The sequence below is a fragment of the Bradyrhizobium sp. PRIMUS42 genome (genome assembly GCF_023006515.1).
Taxonomy (GTDB): Bacteria; Pseudomonadota; Alphaproteobacteria; order Rhizobiales; family Xanthobacteraceae; genus Bradyrhizobium.
This window is the reverse complement of the sequence record NZ_JALBGZ010001041.1, coordinates 1-1615: the sequence shown is the minus strand read 5'-3', so window position 1 is coordinate 1615 and position 1615 is coordinate 1. Positions and strand designations below refer to the sequence as shown.

Sequence of the window (1615 nt, the reverse complement as noted above, 5' to 3'; positions counted from 1 at the left end):
AGGGCCAGCGCGAGCTGCCCGGCCAGGAGCTCGTCGAAGGCGAGGCGCGACCAGAACGGCTGGTCGGGCAGGATGTCCGTCAGCTCGACCGGCTGATGCACCCGATTGAGCGCTTCGGCGATCGGCGGAAAATTACAGCGTCGCATCACCTCCGGGCTGATCCATTCCGGCAGCGCCGGCAGCTTCTGCAGGGCCTGCGCGATCGCGCGGCGCAGCGAACCGAGCGCCAGGCCCTCCGTCAGCGGATAGACCGGATCGATGCCGGAGAGTTTTGAGATCGCTTCCTCGTCCAGCACGCGGTCGGGATGCACGATCTGCGGGATGCCGTCATACATCTGCAGCGTGCCGGAGACGTAGCGCTTCTCGCCGACCGGTAGCAGCTTCTCGACATAGCCCGGCTTGGCACGGAAGAAGGTCAGCACGACGTCGCCGGTGTCGTCGCTGGCATAGACCAGATACGGCGCGCGCGAATTGCGTGGCGGGGGCGGGCGGTGGCGGTCCACGGTGACCTCCAGCGTCACCATGGTTCCCTGCGCCGCGTCGCGGATTTTCGGCCGCGCCCGGCGGTCGATCACCTGGCTCGGCAGATGCAGCAACAGATCGACCAGCCGCGGCGTCTCGCTGCGGCTGAGCAGGTATTGCAGCAGCTTGTCCTGCTTCGGACCGACGCCGGACAGGCTGGTCACGGGGGCAAACAGCGGGTTGAGCAGGCTGGGGCGCATTCGGGAATCTAAGGTTGTTCATGGCCGTCATGCCCGGCTTTATGCCGGGCATCCACGTCTTTTTTTGCAGCCCGACGTGGATGGCCGGGACAAGCCCGGCCATGACGGACCGGATGGGCGTCCTGTCGCAACAAAAGGCTGACATGGCCGGTCCCAATGGCTATATCACCCCGGCCCGGCACGTCCGGGCTTTCTGCGTTTGACTGGATTTGAGACATGACGGGAACGACACGATCGAGCAACGGGCTGGACGATCGCCGCAAGCGGCTTCTGTTCCGCTGCTGGCACCGCGGCACGCGCGAGATGGATTTGATCCTCGGCCGCTTCGCGGACGCCGAGATCGGCAATCTGTCCGATGACGAGCTGACGCAGCTCGAGACGCTGCTCGAGGTCAACGATCCCGATCTCTATGCCGCCATCACCGGCGACAAGGTGCTGCCGGCTGATGTCACCGGCGCGTTGTTTGCCCGCATCAAGGCCTATCCGATCGCGGACGGCGGCGTATGAAACAGGGAATGAAGTCTCCGGCCGAGCTGCTTGCGCCCGGCCGTGCGCTGACGCTTGCCAATGTCGCGGAAGGCGCCGAAGGCCTCGTCGCTTCTGATCTCGCCCGGGCCATTGCGGCGCGGCCGAAGAAGCCGGCGGTCAGCCTTGCGGTGGTCTGCCGCGACGGTCCGCGCATGCAGCAGCTCGAACGCGCGCTGCAATTCTTCGCGCCCGATCTGCCGGTGCTGACTTTCCCGGCCTGGGACTGCCAGCCCTATGACCGCGTGTCGCCACATGGCGGCATCCTGGCGCAACGCCTCACCACGCTGGCACGGCTTGCGTCCCTGACGGGCAGCGACAAGCCGCTGATCGTGCTGACGACGGTGAACGCCGTCGTGCAGCGCGTG

The 1615-nt window shown here is 66.3% G+C and carries 2 protein-coding genes and 2 pseudogenes; 3 read left to right on the top strand and 1 reads right to left on the bottom strand.

What is annotated here, in order from left to right; translation table 11 throughout:
* Positions 1-722: pseudogene (locus MOV75_RS37275) on the bottom strand (ATP-dependent DNA helicase RecG); the annotation flags it as partial.
* Positions 723-736: 14 nt separating this feature from the next.
* On the opposite strand from MOV75_RS37275, the gene MOV75_RS37270 reads away from it, so the two are divergent.
* From MOV75_RS37270 to MOV75_RS37260, 3 genes and pseudogenes are all read left to right on the top strand, one after another.
* Positions 737-925 (top strand): hypothetical protein, encoded by a 189-nt coding sequence (locus tag MOV75_RS37270; protein ID WP_246932501.1) that lies wholly within the window; start codon positions 737-739, stop codon positions 923-925.
* Positions 926-938: 13 nt separating this feature from the next.
* Positions 939-1229, top strand: a complete 291-nt coding sequence (locus MOV75_RS37265) for a succinate dehydrogenase assembly factor 2 (protein WP_246932499.1) — start codon at positions 939-941, stop codon at positions 1227-1229.
* Positions 1226-1615 (top strand): annotated as a pseudogene (locus tag MOV75_RS37260) (transcription-repair coupling factor); the annotation flags it as partial. The gene MOV75_RS37265 and the pseudogene MOV75_RS37260, both read left to right, overlap by 4 nt.

Excerpts from the sequence above, each read along its gene's own strand:
- MOV75_RS37265 (WP_246932499.1), top strand. The coding sequence starts at position 939 with ATGACGGGAACGACACGATCGAGCAACGGGCTGGACGATCGCCGCAAG.